This is a genomic window from Methylobacterium sp. J-001, assembly GCF_022829565.1.
In the GTDB taxonomy this organism is placed as follows: Bacteria; Pseudomonadota; Alphaproteobacteria; order Rhizobiales; family Beijerinckiaceae; genus Methylobacterium.
In genome coordinates, this window is sequence record NZ_JAKSYN010000166.1 from 12,334 (window position 1) to 30,154 (window position 17,821).

15 protein-coding genes are annotated in these 17,821 nt (G+C 68.0%); 10 read left to right on the forward strand and 5 right to left on the reverse strand.

Going from position 1 to position 17,821, the window contains the following annotated elements:
- Positions 1–97 precede the first annotated feature (97 nt).
- Positions 98–928, reverse strand: a complete 831-nt coding sequence (locus MKK65_RS20925) for an aldo/keto reductase (RefSeq protein WP_243960056.1) — start codon at positions 926–928, stop codon at positions 98–100.
- Positions 929–1,129: 201 nt separating this feature from the next.
- Here MKK65_RS20925 and paoA point away from each other — a divergent pair, with 201 nt between their 5' ends.
- From paoA to MKK65_RS20945, 4 genes are all read left to right on the forward strand, one after another.
- A complete protein-coding gene (gene paoA / locus MKK65_RS20930; RefSeq protein ID WP_243960057.1) occupies positions 1,130–1,780 on the forward strand; it encodes an aldehyde dehydrogenase iron-sulfur subunit PaoA in 651 nt (216 codons plus the stop codon).
- Between the two features lie 10 nt (positions 1,781–1,790).
- Positions 1,791–2,765 (forward strand): FAD binding domain-containing protein, encoded by a 975-nt coding sequence (locus MKK65_RS20935; RefSeq protein WP_243960058.1) that lies wholly within the window; start codon positions 1,791–1,793, stop codon positions 2,763–2,765.
- A gap of 21 nt (positions 2,766–2,786) precedes the next feature.
- Positions 2,787–5,009 carry a xanthine dehydrogenase family protein molybdopterin-binding subunit gene (locus tag MKK65_RS20940; RefSeq protein WP_243960059.1) on the forward strand — a complete coding sequence of 741 codons (2,223 nt, stop codon included), beginning with the start codon at positions 2,787–2,789 and terminating at the stop codon, positions 5,007–5,009.
- Between the two features lie 95 nt (positions 5,010–5,104).
- Positions 5,105–6,646 carry an acyl-CoA synthetase gene (locus MKK65_RS20945; RefSeq protein WP_243960060.1) on the forward strand — a complete coding sequence of 514 codons (1,542 nt, stop codon included), beginning with the start codon at positions 5,105–5,107 and terminating at the stop codon, positions 6,644–6,646.
- A 273-nt stretch (positions 6,647–6,919) separates the two neighbouring features.
- On the opposite strand, the gene mgtE is transcribed toward MKK65_RS20945, so the two are convergent.
- Entirely contained in the window at positions 6,920–8,290 is a 1,371-nt protein-coding gene (mgtE, locus tag MKK65_RS20950) for a magnesium transporter (RefSeq protein WP_243960061.1), read from the reverse strand.
- A gap of 434 nt (positions 8,291–8,724) precedes the next feature.
- Here mgtE and pqqA (MKK65_RS20955) point away from each other — a divergent pair, with 434 nt between their 5' ends.
- The 3 genes from pqqA (MKK65_RS20955) to MKK65_RS20965 all read left to right on the forward strand — a co-directional run bounded on the left by pqqA (MKK65_RS20955) (position 8,725) and on the right by MKK65_RS20965 (position 10,173).
- On the forward strand, positions 8,725–8,814 hold the full coding sequence (pqqA, locus tag MKK65_RS20955) for a pyrroloquinoline quinone precursor peptide PqqA (RefSeq protein ID WP_243960062.1): 90 nt from the start codon (positions 8,725–8,727) through the stop codon (positions 8,812–8,814).
- Positions 8,815–8,892: 78 nt separating this feature from the next.
- A complete protein-coding gene (gene pqqA / locus MKK65_RS20960) occupies positions 8,893–8,982 on the forward strand; it encodes a pyrroloquinoline quinone precursor peptide PqqA (RefSeq protein WP_007559225.1) in 90 nt (29 codons plus the stop codon).
- 216 nt (positions 8,983–9,198) lie between these two features.
- Positions 9,199–10,173: an NAD-dependent epimerase/dehydratase family protein gene (locus MKK65_RS20965; RefSeq protein ID WP_243960063.1), complete on the forward strand. Its 975-nt coding sequence runs from the start codon at positions 9,199–9,201 to the stop codon at positions 10,171–10,173.
- A gap of 227 nt (positions 10,174–10,400) precedes the next feature.
- Here MKK65_RS20965 and MKK65_RS20970 read toward each other — a convergent pair whose 3' ends face one another.
- The gene (locus MKK65_RS20970; protein ID WP_243960064.1) at positions 10,401–11,648 is read right to left on the reverse strand and encodes a NupC/NupG family nucleoside CNT transporter; all 1,248 of its coding nucleotides are present in this window, start codon (positions 11,646–11,648) and stop codon (positions 10,401–10,403) included.
- Positions 11,649–11,704: 56 nt separating this feature from the next.
- The gene (locus tag MKK65_RS20975) at positions 11,705–12,346 is read right to left on the reverse strand and encodes a TetR/AcrR family transcriptional regulator (RefSeq protein ID WP_243960065.1); all 642 of its coding nucleotides are present in this window, start codon (positions 12,344–12,346) and stop codon (positions 11,705–11,707) included.
- A 102-nt stretch (positions 12,347–12,448) separates the two neighbouring features.
- On the opposite strand from MKK65_RS20975, the gene MKK65_RS20980 reads away from it, so the two are divergent.
- Genes MKK65_RS20980 through MKK65_RS20990 form a run of 3 tightly spaced genes read left to right on the forward strand, consistent with a single transcriptional unit; the run spans position 12,449 to position 15,685 of the window.
- Positions 12,449–13,300: an SDR family NAD(P)-dependent oxidoreductase gene (locus MKK65_RS20980; RefSeq protein WP_243960066.1), complete on the forward strand. Its 852-nt coding sequence runs from the start codon at positions 12,449–12,451 to the stop codon at positions 13,298–13,300.
- A gap of 1 nt (position 13,301) precedes the next feature.
- A complete protein-coding gene (locus MKK65_RS20985) occupies positions 13,302–14,213 on the forward strand; it encodes an alpha/beta hydrolase (RefSeq protein WP_243960067.1) in 912 nt (303 codons plus the stop codon).
- A complete protein-coding gene (locus MKK65_RS20990) occupies positions 14,210–15,685 on the forward strand; it encodes a flavin-containing monooxygenase (protein WP_243960068.1) in 1,476 nt (491 codons plus the stop codon). The genes MKK65_RS20985 and MKK65_RS20990 overlap by 4 nt, the downstream gene beginning before the upstream one ends.
- Here MKK65_RS20990 and MKK65_RS20995 read toward each other — a convergent pair.
- Entirely contained in the window at positions 15,682–17,697 is a 2,016-nt protein-coding gene (locus tag MKK65_RS20995) for a putative bifunctional diguanylate cyclase/phosphodiesterase (RefSeq protein WP_058191159.1), read from the reverse strand. The two genes, MKK65_RS20990 and MKK65_RS20995, sit on opposite strands and share 4 nt — an antisense overlap.
- Positions 17,698–17,821: the final 124 nt, after the last annotated feature.

Genomic DNA, 17,821 nt, shown 5'->3' on the forward strand with positions numbered 1-17,821 from the left:
AACTTATGGGCGCCGGACCCGGCTGTCTAGATATGCTAGCCTTGAGCATAAATCTTTTGCGGCGCGGTGTTACGCTGCGTCGCAGCAAGCTTTCTCCTCAGCAAAATGTCGCCGGGTCAGGCCCGATCCGCCCGTCCGGCCGGTCCAGGGCGGCAATCTGCGCCATCTCGGCATCGCTAAGCGTGAAGTCGAACACCGCGATGTTCTCAATGAGCCGCTCTGGCCGAGCGGTCTTCGGGATCGCGACGCAACCGATCTGCACTTGCCAGCGGAGTACTACCTGGGCTGCGCTCTTGCCGTGGGCGCGGGCGATCGTGACGATTACCGGGTCGTTCAGTTCCTTGCCCTGGCCCAGCGGGCTCCAGGACTCGGTCACGATCTTGTGGCGACGATCGTCGTCGCGCGGTTCCGTCCGCTGAAAATGCGGATGGAGTTCGATCTGGTTGACAGCAGGCGCGACACCGGTCTCGCCGATCAGCGTGGCGATGTGCTCCGGGGTGAAGTTCGAGACGCCAATCGACTTCGCGCGGCCCTCGTCGCGCAGTTGGATCATCGTCCGCCAGCTTTCTACAAACAGGTGCCGCTGGGGACAGGGCCAGTGGATGAGATAGAGATCCACATAGTCCTGCCCCAGGCGCTTCAGGCTCTCGTCGAAGGCCTCACGCGTCGCGTCACGGCCTTGCCGGTCATTCCAAAGCTTGGTGGTGAGGATGACGTCAGCCCGTGGGACCTGCGCTTCGCGGATACCGCGGCCGACTCCGGCCTCGTTGCCGTAAGCGGCGGCGGTGTCGATCAGACGATACCCGGCCTTGAGCGCGTGACCGACGAGATCGGGCGCCTGCGAGTCCGAAAGTTGCCAGCATCCGAACCCGATCTGCGGGATGCGATGCCCATCGTTGAGGGGCAGGGTCGGGACGGTGACAGCCATTCTTGGGCTCCGAGGACGAGGGGCTGACCGTTCACCTGGGCCGCGTTCACGGATCGACTAGGGTCCGACGGTGCTTGTCATGGATGAGCCGCGGTGAAGGGGCGCAGTCTGGACCGGATCTAAACGACTGACGCTGGCGTTGGGACATTGAATTCCAGGCTGCGTCGCGCCGTGGGCGTCGCGCATGGGCGGGATAGCAGCATGACAGAACCGACTCCGACGAAGCCGTTCGCCCTGACGCGGCGCGCTGTGGTGGAAGGCTGCGCGGCCGCCGGTGCGGTCGGCGCACTGGGTTTCCGGCCGGGACCCGCTGCGGCCGCGCCCGGCGATCCCGCTCCACAGACCATGCCCGTTCGGCTGACGATCAACGGCCAGCCGCGAGACCTAGTTCTCGACACACGCACGACTCTGCTCGACGCTCTGCGCGAGAATTTGGCGCTGACCGGCACCAAGAAGGGCTGCGACCACGGACAGTGCGGTGCCTGCACAGTGCTGGTCGACGGCCGGCGGATCAATTCCTGCCTGACGCTCGCGGCAATGCACGAGGGTGATGAGATCACGACGATCGAGGGTCTGGCCTCCGGGGACAACCTGCACCCAATGCAGGCGGCCTTCATCGAACATGACGGCTTCCAGTGCGGCTACTGCACACCCGGCCAAATTTGCTCGTCGGTCGGCATGCTGAGTGAGGCCAAGGCCGGATGGCCCAGCCACGTCACCGAGGACATCGTCTCGACGCCGAACCTGAGCGACGCCGAGATCCGCGAGCGGATGAGTGGCAACATCTGCCGCTGCAGTGCCTATCCGAACATCGTCGCGGCAATCCGCGATACCGCCGCCAGCTATCTCTGAGGGGGCGGACATGAAGGCTTTCACCTATGAGCGTCCCGCCACCGTGCAGGATGCGGCCAAGCTCGCGGCCGAGCAGCCGAACGCAAAGTTCATAGCCGGCGGAACCAATCTGCTGGACCTGATGAAATTGCAGATCGAGACCCCGGCGACGCTGATCGACGTCAATCGGCTGCCTCTCGACAAGGTTGAGTCGACGCCGGAGGGCGGTCTGCGTATCGGCGCGCTGGTGCGCAATTCCGACCTCGCTGCCGACCCGCGGGTCCGCAAGGATTACGCGGTCTTAGCGAAGGCGCTGCTGGCCGGCGCCTCCGGGCAGTTGCGCAACAAAGCAACGACCGCTGGCAACCTGCTCCAGCGGACGCGCTGCTACTATTTTTACGATACCGCAATGCCTTGCAACAAACGTGAGCCCGGGTCGGGCTGCTCGGCAATCGGTGGGTTCAACCGGATTATGGCGGTGCTCGGCGCGAGCGAGGCCTGCATCGCCACCAATCCGTCCGACATGAATGTTGCGATGCGGGCCCTGGACGCCAAGGTCGAGACTGTCGATCCGAATGGGCAGACCCGCACCATCTCGATGGCCGATTTCCATCGACTGCCGGGAGACACACCGCAGATTGAGACCGACCTGCGCAAGGGCGAGATCATCACCGCAGTCACGCTGCCGAAGCCCGTCGCCGGCCAGCACATCTACCGCAAGGTCCGCGACCGGGCCTCCTACGCCTTCGCGACCGTGTCGGTGGCCGCAATCATCACAGGTGCCGAAGGCGGCAAGCCTACCGCCGCGCGGCTCGCCTTCGGCGGCCTGGCGCACAAGCCCTGGCGCGTGGCCGAGGCCGAGGAGGCACTGGTGCGGACCGGCTCCGCCGATGCCGCCGCCGACGTCGCTCTGAAGGGTGCCCGCGGCTACGGCGCCAATGACTTCAAGATCCCGCTGACGCGGCGGACCCTGCGCGCCGTGATGGCGCAGGCGACCCGCGCGTAAAATCCGGCAAGGACCAATCCCATGGAGATGAACCAACCGATCGGCCGGACGCCCCTCGACGACCGTCCGGATGGTCTCGTCGGCAAGCCGCTGGACCGGGTCGACGGACCCCTGAAGGTCACTGGGCACGCGCCCTACGCTTACGAAACCAAGGCTCTCAAGAACCCGGCCTATGGATTCATCGTGCCGGCCGCCATCGCGGCTGGTACGATCCAGTCAATCGACGCCGAGGCCGCTCGCCGCGCCCCCGGGACGATCCTGGTCCTGACTCACGAGAACGTCCCTGATCAGGGTGAAAAGAAGGAACAAGTCTGGCCTCAGCTCCAAGGCACCGAGGTCAAGTTCTTTGGTCAGCCTGTCGCGTTCGTAGTCGCTGAGACCTTCGAACAGGCCCGGGCCGCCGCGATGTTGATCAAGGTGAGCTACAAGACAGCCAAGCCGAAGGCTCTGCTCAAGGACAACATGGCGGCGGCCTACGAGCCGAAGCCGATGAACTCGCCGCCGGATTCCAAGCTCGGCGACTTCGATGCGGCTATTGCGGCGGCTCCGGTAAAACTCGACGTCGAATACACGACCCCGCCCCAGATCCACGCCCAGATGGAGCCGCACGCCACCATTGCCTCCTGGGAGGGGGACGGCGTGGTGCTGTACACTGCGAACCAGATGCCGAACCGGGGCCAGAAGGCGCTGGGGTCTGTGCTCAAGCTGGCCCCTGAGAAGGTTCGGATCGTCAGTCCGTATATTGGCGGCGGGTTCGGGGCGAAATTGCAGGTCCAGCCTGAGGCGACGCTGGCAATCCTGGCCTCCAAGGTGATCCAGCGGCCGGTGAAAGTGGCCCTGACGCGCCAGCAGGAGTTTCACGTTGCAACCCACCGCACCGATACGGTCCAGCGAATCCGGCTCGGCGCCGACAAGGACGGAAAGCTGTCAGCGATCAGCCATGAATCCTGGTCCGACACGGCCGAGGGCGATGGTTTTTTCGAGACCTCCGCAAACGTGACCCGCTCGCTCTACGCCGCGCAGAACCGCGTCACGCGCCACCGGCTCGTCAACCTGAACATGCCGATCGCATCTTCTATGCGGGCACCGGGCGAAGCCGTGGGGCAGCTCGCCTTCGAATGCGCCATGGATGAGTTGGCCGAGCATCTCAAAATCGATCCCGTCGAGCTGCGGGTGCGCAACGAGCCCGCCGAGGATCCTGAAAAGAAGGTGCCGTTCTCCACGCGCCAGCTCGTGCCCTGCATGCGCGAGGGCGCTCGCCTATTCGGCTGGGACAAGCGGCAGGCGCCGGGCAGCCGGCGGGAGGGCAATTGGCTTGTGGGCATGGGCATGTCGGCTGCTGCCCGATTGAACCCGTTGATGCCGTCCTCCGCCAAGGTGCGGCTCGGCCCGGATGGGGTCTTAGTGGTCCGCATGGCGATGACCGATCCCGGCACTGGCACCTACACGATCCTGACCCAGATCGCCGGTGAGATGCTGGGCCTTCCGGTTGAGCGGGTGCGGGTCGAGATGGGCGATACGGATTTCCCGTTCGCGGCGGGCTCGGGCGGCTCGTTCGGCGCCGGCTCGTCGGGCTCGGCACTTTACGTTGCTTGCGACAACCTTCGGCAGGCGCTGCTGAAGGCGGGCGACCTCAACCCGGAGGGCGCGACCTTCCGGGACGGCGCAGTGACCTCCGGAAACCGAACGGAATCACTCCAAGACCTCGCCGGTACAGGCCTGGAGGCGTCCGGTGAGATCAAGCCGGGGGAGATGAAGCAGAAATTCTCGCAGTACTCCTACGGCGCACACTTCGCAGAAATCGGCGTTGACGCCGATACCGGCGAGATCAGGCTTCGAAGAATGTTGGGCGTTTTCACCGGCGGTCGCATCCTCAATGCGAAGACCGCGCGAAGCCAAGCGATCGGCGGCATGACCTTCGGAATTGGTGCGGCGTTGATGGAGGATGCCGTGGTCGATTCGCGCTACAGCTTCTTCGTCAACCACGACATGGCTGAGTACCATGTCCCGGTTCATGCCGACGTTCCCGAGATCGAGGCCGTGTTCCTGCCCGAGCTCGACGACAAATCGAATCCCTTGAAGAGCAAGGGTCTCGGTGAGCTCGGCATCTGCGGCGCCGGGGCGGCGCTCGCCAACGCGATCCACAACGCCACGGGCATCCGGATCCGCGAATACCCGATGACCCTCGACAAGGTGCTCAAGGGCTTCGAGGAGCAGGAGGGCCAGGCCCAGCGCCGGACCTAATGGTGGTCGCATCGGCGCTCGTCCCCACCCACGGTTGACGGGCGGCGCGCCGATGCGGGACACCCGGGCAAAATCCTAGCCCCGGGGAACGCCCTTTGCCCGACGCTGTCCGCCCCCATGATCGCCGACCGCCGGCCCGCTTCAACGCGGCCCGGTATTGCCTTGCCGAGAATGCAGGGCTGCGCCCCAATAAGACCGCGCTGGTCTTGGTCGGCGACGGTACCGCCAGCCGCCTCAGCTTCAGAGCGGTCGACCGGGCGGTCCGAAGCATCGCGGCGGGCTTTCTCGGGCTCGGTCTGACGCCCGGCGACCGGGTGATGATCCGGATGGGCAACGAGGCCGATTACGTCCTGGTCTATTTCGGCGCTCTGGCGGCGGGCTTGGTGGCATTGCCGTCCTCGCCGCAGTTGACCGAGGGCGAGGCCGCGTTCCTGATGGAGAATTCCGGTGCGGCGGCGATCGTGGTCGGCGACGGCTGCACGGTCCCGCCGGAGGCCCTGGGCTCCCGGCTTCTGCTCAATGCCGCCGCCATCGCCGCCCTGAAGGCCGGCCCGCCGCTGCCGGATTACGCCGACACCGCCGCCGACGACCCTGCGATGCTGATCTACACCTCCGGCACCACCAGCCGGCCCAAGGGTGTGCTGCATGCCCACCGGGCCGCCTATGGCCGTTGGCCGATGGTCGCGCACTGGATCGGGCTTACCGAATCCGATGTGATGCTGCATGCCGGCACCATGAACTGGACCTACACGCTGGGCGTGGGCTTGAGCGACCCCTGGTCGGTGGGCGCCACGGCGGTGCTCTACAACGGCCCCCGCGACCCGTCGGTCTGGCCGCGCCTGATCGCGGAATACCGCGCGACCCTGTTCGCCGCGGTCCCGACCCTCTACCGTCAGATCCTGAAGTACGGCGCCCTCGAAAGCCACGACCTGTCGAGCCTGCGCCACGGCTGCACCGCCGGCGAGCCCCTGTCTGTGGAGCTGCTCGAGGCCTGGACCCGCGCGACCGGCAAGCCGCTCTACGAGGCGCTCGGGATGAGCGAGATCTCCACCTACATCTCCAGCGGCCCGACCATCCCGGTGCGCGCGGGCTCCCCGGGCCGGCCGCAGCCCGGCCGACGCGTCGCGATCCTGCCGGTGGAGGGGGAGCCCGAGCCGCTGCCAGCCGGTGAGACCGGCCTCCTGGCGGTCCACCGCTCAGAGCCGGCGCTGATGCTCGGCTACTGGAACCGTCCCGACGAGGAGGCCGAGGTGATGCGCGGCGACTGGTTCGTCGGCGGCGACCTCGCTCGGTTCGATGCGGACGGCTACGTCTGGTTCGAGGGCCGCAACAACGACCTGATGAAGGCCATGGGCTACCGGGTCTCGCCGAACGAAGTCGAGGTCGTGCTCTCCGCCCACCCGTCCGTGGCGGAGGTCGGTGTGGCCGAGCTACCGGTGCGCGCCGACGTCTCGGTCATCTGCGGCTTCGTCGTGCTCCAGCCCGGCGCCGAGCCAGACGCGGCGGAGCTGCTGGCCTGGTGCGAGAGCCGGCTCGCCGCCTACAAGCGCCCGCGGGAGATCCGCTTTCTCGACGCCCTGCCCCGGACCGCCAACGGCAAGGTGCAGCGCAAGCGGCTGGTTGAGGCTATGGGTTGAGTTGGCATCCTCCAAGTCCTTTGCAGGATGAGTGATTGCAAATCGAAATCTAGAATTTTTGAGACGCGGGAAGTTACGCACGGCACGCAAACATCCACCGTGTCATTCCGGGGCCGCGAAGCGGAGCCCGGAATCCAGGACCACAGTCAGTTCAAAACTTCGCTCCGTTGGCGGCTCTGGATTCCGGGTTCGCCTGCGGCGCGCCGGAATGACAGGGCGGCTTATTCTGCCCGCCCCGCATTTCTAAGCCCGGAGGCACCCGCAATCGCCGCTCTACAGCAGCGTCCCCCGCAGGATCAGCAGCGCCACGGAGAAATAGATCACGAGTCCGGTGACATCGACCAAAGTCGCCACGAACGGGGCGGAGGCGGTGGCGGGGTCGAAGCCGATCCGTTGCAGGATGAAGGGCAGCATCGAACCTGTGAGGGAGCCGAACATCACGATGCCCACCAGCGCCGTGCCGACCGTAGCGGCGACCAGCGGCCAGTGCTCGCCGTAATCATAGAGGCCGAGCTTCTGCCAGGCCACGATCCGGATCACCGCGATCACCCCGAGGATGCTGCCCAGCACGATTCCGGTGGGCAACTCGCGCAAGGCCACCCGCCACCAATCCCCGAGCCGGATCTGGTGCAGGGCCAGCGCGCGGATCAGCAGCGACGTCGCCTGGGAGCCGGAATTGCCGCCCGAGCTCATGATCAGCGGTATGAACAGGGTCAGGACGATCGCCTTCTCCAATTCGCCCTCGAAGCCCTGCATGGCGGACGCGGTGAGCATCTCCGAGAGGAACAAAGCGCAGAGCCAGCCGGCGCGCTTCCGGATCATCGTGAAGAAGCCGATATCCATGTAGGGCTCGGGCAACGCCTCCATACCGCCGAAGCGCTGCACGTCCTGAGTCTGCTTCTCGACCATGGCGTCGATCATGTCGTCCACCGTGACGATGCCGATCACGTGCCCGACCGCGTCGACCACCGGCAGCGCCAGCAGATCGTATTTCGAGATCAGCCGGGCGGCCTCCTCGCGGCTCGCCGTGGGCGAGACTGCGAGCGGCCGCCGGCCGGGGGCGACGCTGAGCACGTTGTCGTTGGGGTCGCCCGAGATCAGACGGCGCAGGGGCACCGCCTTGGTGAGCGCCCGGGTGCGCGGGTCGAGCACGAAGATCGCGTAGATGGTCTCGCGGGTCTTCTCGACGTGGCGGATGTGCTCCAGGGTCTGGCCCACCGTCCAGGTGCCCGGCACGGTGACGAACTCAGTTGTCATCAGCGAGCCGACCGTCTCCTCGCCGTAGGCCGAGAGGCGGTCGACGGCGCCGCGGGTCTCGGCATCGAGGCGGGCGCGCAGGTCGGACCGGCCGGGCTCCTCGATCTCCCGGAACACGTCCGTGACCCGGTCGGCCGACATGCCGGACAGGTAGCCGGCCACCCGGTCGCGCGGCAGCATCTCGATGATGTCGGCGGCGCAGTCGAGCTCCGGCTGGTCGAGCACCTCGATCGCCCGCTCCATCGGCAGGCCGAGGATGATCGCGGCGGCGACCTCGGGGGCCTCCTCGTTCAGGGCCTCGACGATGTCGGGCGCGCGCTCGTCCGACAGGCGTGCGGCCAGCACGGACGGGTCGACACGCGCGTCGATGGGGGCGATCTCGTTCATGGCCTCGCCTCGCGGGTTACGAGACGGCGCGCCGCCGGTCTGCTGACTCTCAGGGCCGCGACCGGTGAGCCACGCCGCTCACCCCGCGGCCGGGCCTCTCAGCGGCTCAGGCGGGATGACGGCGCGTCGCCGGGCACGGCAGGCACGATCGGTCTGGCACGTCGCTTCGCTGGTCGATGCTGAAAGGGAGCGCGGCGTCCCCGGATGGCGGCCCCGCGCGGCTGCCTCGTGCCCCTACGGGAAAATTCCGTCAAGCCGAAACCGGTGCCCGTCCCGAGCCGGTTTCGCGCGCGCGACGCGCTGTGGCCGGGACGCCGCGGCGCTCGCACGGCCGAGATAGTCGGGCGCCTATGAGAAATATAAGTGTTGTGCTCACTTGTATTGCGTCCAAAATATTGCCTATATGGATCTCAGCAACAACGAGGAGAAACGCCATGGCTTGGTCTGCCCCGATCCTGTCCGAGATCTGCGTCGGCATGGAAGTCACGAGCTACGAGTCGGCTGAGATCGACACGTTCAACTGAGTCGGCCCAGTTCCCGGGTCGTTGACGAGCCGGGGATAACGGTCTTCATCATCAACCATTCGTCACTTGGAGAAAATCATGGCCTGGTCTGCTCCCGTCGTGTCCGAGATCTGCGTCGGCATGGAAGTTACGAGCTACGAGTCGGCTGAGATCGACACGTTCAATTAAGACGTCACTCTGACGTTTATGGGCGCCGCTTCAGCCGAAGCGGCGCTTTTTGTTTGTGCGCTGTCCCGCTGCACGATCTTGATCGTCGGCGGCACTTCAGATTTTCTCGCCCCGACCTCATCCCTCGGCGCTCGCGTGCAGCGGACGCCGCCCGGGATCCTCCGAGAAGTCGTGGCGCCCTCCGAAACGGGGACGCCGATCCTTTAAGGTTGGGCCATGCACGTCCTGCTCACCGGTTCCTCCGGCTGGCTCGGCCGGTTCCTCGCCCCGCGCCTGCGGGCCTTCGGCTATCGCGTGACCGGCCTCGACGTGGCCCCGGGGCCCGACACCGATCTCATCGGCTCCGTGGCGGATCGGAGCATCGTCAGTCGAGCGTTCGATCGCGGGATCGAGGCCGTGATCCATGCGGGTGCCCTGCACAAACCCGATATCGCGCGCTACCCGGCTCAGGCCTTCGTCGATTGCAACGTCACGGGCACGCTGAACCTCCTGGAGGCGGCAGTCGCGGCCGGGAACGACCGATTCGTGTTCACCTCCTCGACCTCGCTGATGATCAGCCAAGCGATCCGCGACGAGGCCGGCGATGCCGCGATCTGGCTGGACGAGACCAGCGGGCCGCTGGCGCCGCGCAACATCTACGGGGTGACCAAGCTCGCCGCCGAGGGCCTGTGCCGCCTCACCGCCGCCGAACGCGGCCTGGCCTGCGTGGTCCTACGCACGAGCCGCTTCTTCCCGGAAGAGGACGACACCCATCGCGAGCTGTCCGGCGAAAACCTCAAGGCCAACGAGTTCCTGAACCGGCGCCTGACCGTCGAAGACGCGGCGGAGGGACATGTCGCAGCGCTGATGCGGGCGCCCGAGATCGGGTTCGGCCTGTTCATCCTGTCCGCGCCGACGCCCTTCGACCGGGCCGAGGCCAAGGCCCTGAAGGAGGACGCCACCGCCGTCATCGCGCGCCACTTCCCCGACGCCGCGGAGCTCTACGCCCGGCGAGGCTGGACGCTGCCCGCCCACATCGGTCGCGTCTATGATTCGCGTCTCGCCGAGACTGTGCTCGATTTCCGCTGCCGGACTGGCTTCGCCGCAATCCTGGACGCCCTGCGGGACGGGCGGCCCCTGCCCTTCGCACACGACCCGGCTTACGTCTCGCCGAAGGAGAGCGGATACGGCGGGCCGGTCTTCGGTCCCTGACGCGCCCTCTCCTCAGGCCTGGCGGATTTAAACATCGCTCCAGCAGCAAGCGTTTGAAGCACCGCGCTTTTCCCCTCCCCCTCGCGGGGAGGGGTCAGGGGTGGGGGTGGTGCAGGATCGCGCGTAACGGGGCCGTCTGAACCACCCCCACCTCCAACTCCTCCCCACAAGGGGGGAGGAGAGCGCGTCGCGCCTCAAGCAATGCGATGTGTGAACATGCCCTCCCCTTAGGCCACGAACATCCCGGCGATCGCCGCGCTGGTGAGGTTCGACAGCGTGCCGGCCAGGATCGCCCGCAGCCCGTAGCGGGCGACCTCGGCGCGGCGCTCGGGGACCAGGCTGGAGAAGCTGGCGAGCTGGATCGCGATCGAGGCGAGGTTGGCGAAGCCGCACAGGGCGAAGCAGACAATCGCCTGGGAGCGTGGGTCGAGGGCGCCGCCCTTCAGGGTCGGCGACAGGTTGGCGTAGGCGAGGAACTCGTTGAACGCGAGCTTCTGGCCGATCGCGCCGCCGACCAGGGTGGCGCTCTCCCAGGGCACCCCCAGCAGCCAGGCCAGCGGAGCCAGCACCCAACCGAGCACGCCCTCGATCGAGGCCGCTGGATAGCCGCCCAGACCGCCGAGATAGCCCACGATCCCGTTGGCCAGGGCGATCAGGCCCACGAAGGCGATCAGCATCGCGCCGACCGAGACCGCCACCGCGAGGCCCTTCTGGGTGCCGTCGGCCGCCGCCTCGATGATGTTGGCCGCCCGGGTCTCGCCGAACTCCACGCGGGTGGTGGCGATCCGGGTCGGCTCGGTGGAGGGCATCAGGATCTTGGCGTAGAGCAGCCCCCCGGGGATCGCCATCACGGAGGCCGCGAGCAGGTAGGTCATCGGCACCCCGAGCGCCGCGTAGCCCGCCAGGATCGACCCGGCGGTGGAGGAGGCGCCGCTCGCCATCACGGCGAACAGCTCCGCCCCGGTGAGCAGCGGCAGGAACGGCCGCAACGCCACCGCGATCTCGCTCTGGCCGATGGCGATGGTGATCACCGCCGAGAACGACTCGATCGGTGAGGTGCCGAGGATCCGCCGCAGCACCGCGCCGAGGCCCCGGGCGAGTGCCTGCATCACGCCAAGATGGTACAGCACCCCGATCAGCGCCGAGACGTACAGGATCTGCGGCAGCACCCGCAGGGCCAGGATGAAGCCGGAGCCGCCGAACAGCTCGAACATGCGCGGCTCGACCAACCCGCCGAACAGGAAGGCCGTACCACGGTCACCGTAGGAGAGCCCCGTCGCCACCAGGTCGGCGGCGGCCCTCAGCGTCGCCTGCCCGGCGGGCAGGAACAGCACCAGGGCGCCGAGCCCGACCTGCAGCGCCAGGGCGGTGAGCACGACCCGGGGGCGGATCGCCCGGCGGTTGGTGGAGAACAGCGCGGCGATCACCAGCAGCAGCAGGATGGAGAGGCCGGCATGGCTCAGTCGGTCGAGCATCGTGTCCTTGCGTGTCGCGCCTGGCAGCCGGATGAAAGGTTCGGGCCAAGCGCGTATCAGCCCGGGCGATCCACCACGAGGTAGGGGGCGAACAGGTCGCTGACCTGCGCGAAGCCCCAGTCGAGATCGGTCTGGGTCAGCTCGGTGCCGCCCTGGAGCCGGTGGCTCATCCAGTGGCTCGACACGATCCAGGCATTGTCGATGAGCCGCCCCAGCGCGTCCGGCTCGATTCGCAGCCGCCCGGCCTGCTGGGCCGCCTCGAACACGCCCCGCGCCAGCGCCTGCGTCCGCGCCCGCAGGGCATGGACCCGCGGGCGCAAAGCCGGGGCGATCTCCACCATGGCGATGCCGTCGCGGTAGATGCAGCGGTAGCGCCAGATCAGGTCGAACCAGCCGCGCTGATAGGTGAGCAGCGCCTCAGGCGCGGCGGGATCGGCCGGCATGCGGCCCGCCACCGCTTCGGCCTCGACCTCGAAGGTAGAGAACAGCGCCTCCACCAACCCGCTCTTGCGCGGGAAATGGTACTGGAGATTGCCCTCCCGGATCCCGGAAGCCGCGGCGATTTCCGCGGTGGTCACCCGGCCGAGGCCGCGGCCGTTGAACAGGGCGAGGCTCTGCGCGAGAATTTTCTCGCGCGTCCCCGTCGCCCGCTCCAGCGTGGCGGCCCCCCGCCCCGTGCGGCTGACGCCTTCCTGCATGGTCCCCAAATCCGCTTTAGGGTATTCACCCTAGACAATCTGCGCGGCCAGGGCTATCCCCACGATAGCGTCGGGTATGCCCGGCGGAACGGGAGGTACGGCTTGGCCCAGAAACTCCAACTCGCGGGCGCCGTCGTGCTCCTCACCGGCGCCGCGAGCGGTATTGGCGCCGCCCTGGCGGTGGGCTTGGCCGCCAAGGGTTGTCGCCTTCTGCTGGTGGATCGCGACGCTACAGGCCTGGAGACCATTGCCGGCAAGGTGCGCGCCACCGGCGCGGCGGTGGAGACCCAGGTCCTCGACCTCGCCGACGCTGAGGCGATCCAGCGGCTGCCGGAATGGGCCGCGGGCCGGTTCGGCCGCCTCGACATCCTGATCAACAATGCGGGCGTGGCGCTCGGCGGCCGGTTCGAAGAAACGCATCTCGAAGATTTCGAGTGGCTGATGGACATCAACCTGCGTGCCGTGGTGCGGATGTGCCACGCCTTCCTGCCGATGCTGCGGGCCCGGCCGGCGGCCCAGATCGTCAACCTGTCGAGCCTGTTCGGGCTGATCGCCCCGCCCGGCCAGGTCGCCTACGCCACGAGCAAGTTCGCGGTGCGCGGCTTCACCGAAGCCCTGCGGCACGAATATGCCGGCACCGGGCTCGGGGTGACGGTGGTCCATCCCGGCGGCGTCGCCACCGCCATCGCCCGCAGCGCCCGCGGCACGCGCCCGCCCACCGATCCGGATGCGGCCGAGCGCGCCCGGGTGGAGGACGAGAAGGCCCGGGAGGCGTTCGGCAAGCTGCTCACCCTCTCACCCGAGGACGCCGCAGCCGCGATCATCCAGGGGATCGAGCGCCGACAGCCCCGCATCCTGATCGGCAAGGATGCCAAGAGCGCGGCCCTGATCCAGCGCCTGATGCCAGCAGGCTACTGGAAGACGATCGTGCGCCTGTCCGGCGGGAAGGTCTGAGATGGCAAGCCTGCGCGCGTATCTCGGCACCTGGATGGTCCGCAACAAGGTCCGCGGTCCCCTGGCGAAGGCCCGGGACGCGGCCGCATTCCGCCGGATCTTCGAGGCCCCGGCCTTCCTCGACCCGAAGGGCGTGACCTACGAGCCCGGCACGGTCGGCGGGATCCGGGGGGAATGGGTCCGGCCGAAATCAGGGGCCGGACAGCAGCGGATGCTCTACATCCACGGCGGCGGCTTCATCGCCTGCTCGCCGAAAACTCACCGGCCGGTGACCGGGGCGCTGGCCCTCCGCGGGTTCTCCCTGTTCGTCCCCGATTACCGCCTCGCTCCCGAGCACCCCTTCCCGGCGGCGGTCGAGGACGCGGTTGCCGTCTGGCAGGCGTTCAGCGCCGAGGGAGCGGCTTGCGTCGCCGGCGAGTCGGCGGGCGCCAACCTAGCCCTGGTTTCGATCGGCGAGGCGCGGGCCCGCGGCCTGCCGATGCCCTGGGCCGCGGCCCTGTTCTCACCCGCCACCGACTTCGTCTCCGAGGACGGCTCCCGGCGCAGCAATGCGTGGCGCGACGCCATGTTCGACCCCGGGGCGCTCGCCGTGATCCGCACGATGTATCTCGGTAAGGCCGACCCGGCCGATCCCCGGATCTCGCCGATCAACGCCGATCCGACCGGCTACCCGCCCCTGCTGTTCCATGTCGGCGAACGGGAGGTCCTGCGCGACGATTCCATCCGCATGGCCGAGCGCGCCCGGGCGGCCGGGGTCGTGACCGAGCTGAAGGTCTTTCCCGTCGTGTCCCATGCCTGGCAGTTCGCCGCCCATATCCTGCCGGAGGCGCGGACCTCCCTCGACGAGGCCGCCGCCTTCCTGAAGGCGCACGCCCCGCAGGGTGCTGCCGCATCGGGGAGCCTTTCGCGATGACCGCGCCCGACACCGTCCCTGACATCCTCGAGGTCCTGATCGTCGGTGCCGGATTCTCCGGCCTCGCCATGGCGATCCGCTGCAAGCAATCCGGGATCGGTCCCCTGCGGGTGATCGAGAAGGCGGCGGACATCGGCGGGACCTGGCACGAGAACACCTATCCGGGCGCGGCCTGCGACGTGCCCTCGCACCTCTACTCGCTGTCGTTTGCCCCCAAGGCCGACTGGACGCGGATGTATGCGCCGCAAGCCGAGATCCACGCCTATCTGCGCGAGACCGCCGAGCGCAACGGGCTGATGCCGCTGATCCAGCTCAAGACCACCTTCACGGGCGCGACCTGGGACGAGGCCCGCGCCCTCTGGCACGTGGAGACCGATCGCGGGCCGTTGACTGCCCGAGTGATCGTCTCCGGCATGGGCGGCCTGCACCATCCGGCCTATCCCGACCTGCCGGGCCGGGACAGCTTCGCGGGTCCGGCCTTCCACACCGCGGCCTGGGACCATTCCGTCGCTCTCGCGGGCAAGCGCGTCGGGGTGATCGGCACCGGGGCGAGCGCGATTCAGGTCGTGCCGGAACTCGCCAAGGTCGCCGCCCACCTCACCCTGTTCCAGCGGACGCCACCCTGGATCATGCCCAAGAACGACCACGCCATCGCGGAGGCCACGAAGGCGCGCTACCGGCGCCTGCCGCTGCTTCGGCGGATCGAGCGCGCGCGGCTGTTCTGGCTGCACGAGCTGCGCGCCCTGTTCGGCTTCACCAAGGTCTCGAAGCTGACCAAGCAGGCGGAGGGCCTGGCCCGACACCACCTCGCCAAGGCGGTGAAGGACCGGGACCTGCGCGCGAAGCTGACGCCGAACTACCGCCTCGGCTGCAAGCGCGTGCTCATATCCGACGATTACTACCCGGCCCTGCAGCGCTCGAACGTCACCCTGGAGACCGGCGACATCGCCCGGATCACGGAGTCCGGCGTGACCACGGCGGACGGCACCGCCCACGATCTCGACGTGATCGTCTACGCCACCGGCTTCGATGTCACCGGGAGCTTCGCCCGGATGGACCTCGTCGGGCGCGGCGGCCTGCGCCTGGCCGATGCCTGGGCCGGCGGCGGGATGGGCGCCTTTCAGGGCATCACGGTCGCTGAATTTCCCAACTACTTCATGCTGCTCGGCCCCAATACCGGGCTGGGGCACAACTCGATCATCGCGATGATCGAGGTTCAGGTGCACCACGTGCTTGACTGCCTGGCGGCCTTGCGCCGCGGCGCCCGGGCGATCGATGTCCGCCCGGAAGCGCAGGCTCGTTTCCTGGACCGAATCCGGACCCGGCTCGCCGACAGCATCTGGCAGGCGGGCGGCTGCCGCAGCTGGTATCTTGACGCCGAGGGCCGCAACGCGACCTTGTGGCCGGACTCGGTCATGGCCTACCGCCGCAGCGCCCGGCGCGCCCGGATGACGGATTACCGGCTGGGTTAAGCGACTGCCGCTTGCGGCGCGACGAGCACCGTAGTCTCCAGGGCCTGCACCGGCATAGGCCGGCCGAGATGATAGCCCTGCAGGAACGGGCAGCCCATCGCCTGCAGCGTCTGCAGATCCTCCTGCGACTCGACCCCTTCGGCCACCACCTCGAGCCCGAGCAGGTTGCCGAGGCCGAGCACCGCCAGGACCAGCCCGCGCTTGTCGTCACAGGTGCTGAGGCCGGTGACGAAGCTCCGGTCGATCTTGATTCGGTCGGCCCGGAGCTGGCGCAGGGATGAGAGCGACGAGTAGCCGATGCCGAAATCGTCGAGCGCGACCCGGATGCCGGCGCGCGAGAGCGCCTGGAGCTTGCCCTGCACCGCACCGAGATCGAGGGCGGTCTCTTCGGTGATCTCGATCTCCAACTGGGCTGACGGCAGGCCCAGAGCGCCGAGGCGTGCGATGACGATCTCGTCAACCGGAATCTGCGCCATTTCCCGGGGCGAGACGTTCATCGCCACCCGGACCGTTCCGCGACCCTGGACGCTCAGGATCTGCATCATTCGACAGACTTGATCGAGGATGAAGCGCAAGAGCGACTCAGTGAGGCCTGCCATCGCAGCCGCGGCGATCAGGTCCGGGGGCGCGATCCAGCCGAGGCGCGGGTGGTGCCAGCGCACCAGCGCCTCGAGCCCGACCAAAGTCCGGGCATCGAGCGCGTAGATCGGCTGGAACCAGACTTCGAGGGCATTCTCGACCAGGGCATGCGAGAGGTCGCGCTCGAGGTCCCGTCGCATCTCCAGGCGATCGCGCAGCCCCACGTCGAACAGCCGGAAGCGGTTCCGCCCGGCAGCCTTGGAGGCGTAGAGCGCCTCATCGGCGCAGCTGAGCATGGCCATCAAATCGGGCTCGGGCTCCGCATGGACGCCGATGCTGACACCGAGCCGCGCCTCGTCGAAGCCGTCGAAGGGCTGCGCCACCGCGGCGATCAGGGCGGCCGCCAGGGTCTCGTAGGGCAGACCGGTGGCCGCCGGATCGTACAGCACCGCGAACTCGTCGCCGCCGAGCCGAGCGGCCAAGCCACCGGGCGGCAAGGCGGCGCGCAGACGGCGCGCCACTTCGACCAGCACCCGGTCGCCGGTCTGGTGGCCGTAGACGTCGTTGACCGACTTGAAGCCGTCGAGGTCGAGAAGCAGCAGGCAGGCGGTCCCGGCGTCCAGACGCGTTTCCGCTTGCTGAATGAAGCCGGCCCGGTTGAGCAGCCCGGTGAGGTCGTCATGGGTCGCGCGCCAGCGCATCTCATCGACCAAGGCGTTGGCGCTGGCCTGAGCCTCGGCCCGGGAGCGGGCCAACGCGGTGGCGTCGTTCTTCAGCCGGCTCGCCTCGCGGAAGCCGGCTTCGCTCTGGAACGCGGTTCGTGACAGGGCGGCCAGGTAGAGCAGCACGCAGGCCGACAGGCAGACGCGGTCGAACCCGCCGGCGGCGAACAGGCAGAAGGCCACCGAGAGCAACGGCAGCACAATGAAGCTCAACGGGATCCGAGCATACGCGGTCCCATGCGTGACCGCGCCAGCGGTGATCCCACAGGTTATAGTGAGGTAGAACAATGTCTGCGGGGACGTGTAGCCGGCACAGAGCAGTGGCAGAAACGCCCAGACCAGTCCCGACAGCAAGGCCGCCAGCGTGCTGGCGCGCAGATGCCCCTCGACCGAACGCGACGCGGCCGCGGCCATAGCCGGTGCCGTCTCGGCCGTCAGCACGAGACCCGGACATGCGGCCCGGCACAGGCCGATGCGCAGGAGGTTGGCCCCGGTCGAGGCCGCGTACCAGATCATCCCGGCGCGGCCATGACCGCTCTGGAACGCCACCAGGACGCTGGCCAACCCGAGTAGCATGTTGACCGGGATCGCGGTGAGGACGCTGCCGCGTACGGCCTCGAGCTGATCCCGACGGACCAGAGCCTGCAGCCGTCCCGCGTCGCCGGAAGCTGCCGTCCCGGGGGCCGTTTCCACCAGGTGGTGAATCGTCATCGTGCGTCCAATCAGAGGCACACGATAATCAACCAAGAGTCGTAAGAGAGTGTTGAACTTGGAGATCCGCACACTCTCCTGACTTGGCGCGCGGCCTTGGGGCGGCGCGTCGCAAGCCATTCCG